Raw genomic sequence first — 1202 nt, 5'->3', positions numbered from 1 at the left:
TACTCGATTATTGAAGTAACAACTCCTGAACCTACAGTTCTTCCACCTTCTCTGATAGCGAATCTTAATCCTTCATCCATAGCGATTTCTGTGATTAATTCAACTTCCATGTCGATGTGGTCTCCAGGCATAACCATTTCCATTCCTTCTGGTAATTTGATTGATCCTGTAACGTCTGTTGTTCTGAAGTAGAATTGTGGTCTGTATCCATCGAAGAATGGAGTGTGTCTTCCACCTTCTTCTTTTTTAAGTACGTATACTTGACCTACRAATTTTTTGTGTGGGTTGATTGTTCCAACTTGTGCTAAAACTTGACCTCTTTCGATGTCAGTTCTTTGGATACCTCTTAATAATGCTCCGATGTTATCTCCAGCTTGTGCTTCATCTAATAACTTTCTGAACATTTCGATTCCTGTTACAACTGTTTTTCTTCTTTCTTCAGTTAATCCGATTACTTCTACTTCGTCTCCTACATGTAGAACTCCTCTTTCAACTCTTCCTGTTGCAACTGTTCCTCTACCAGTGATTGTGAATACGTCCTCTACTGGCATTAAAAATGGCTTATCTGTTGCTCTTTCTGGTGTTGGGATGTAGCTATCTACAGCATCCATTAACTCTCTGATACAAGCTGTTGCAGCTTCGTCAGTTGGGTTTTCTAATGCTACTAAAGCTGATCCTTTGATTACTGGAATATCGTCTCCTGGGAAGTTGTACTCGCTTAATAACTCTCTAACTTCCATTTCAACTAATTCTAATAATTCTTCGTCGTCAACCATATCTGCTTTGTTTAAGAATACTACGATGTGGTCAACTCCAACTCTTGATGATAATAAGATGTGCTCTCTTGTTTGAGGCATTGGACCATCAGCTGCTGAACAAACTAATATAGCTCCGTCCATTTGAGCTGCTCCAGTGATCATGTTTTTAACGTAGTCAGCATGTCCTGGACAGTCAACGTGAGCATAGTGTCTGTTAGCTGTTTCATACTCAACGTGAGCTGTGTTGATTGTGATTCCTCTTTCTTTTTCTTCTGGAGCTTTATCTATTTCATCGTATTTGAATGCTTCTGCTCCACCAGCTTGTGCTAAAACTGTTGTTATAGCTGCTGTTAAAGTTGTTTTACCGTGGTCTACGTGACCGATTGTTCCAATGTTAACGTGTGGTTTGCTTCTTTCAAATTTTGCTTTTGACATTGCAAATTC

Annotated in this window: 1 protein-coding gene; it reads right to left on the bottom strand. The window is 39.2% G+C overall.

Going from position 1 to position 1202, the window contains the following annotated elements; translation table 11 throughout:
* On the bottom strand, positions 1-1193 hold a 1193-nt coding region (gene tuf / locus ACYUCG_RS15170; RefSeq protein WP_003452162.1), incomplete at its 3' end, for an elongation factor Tu.
* Between the last annotated feature and the right edge of the window lie 9 nt (positions 1194-1202).

Source organism: Clostridium sp. CTA-17 (genome assembly GCF_054767895.1).
Note: the sequence above shows the minus strand (reverse complement) of the source record. Positions and strands in the feature narration are given on the sequence as shown.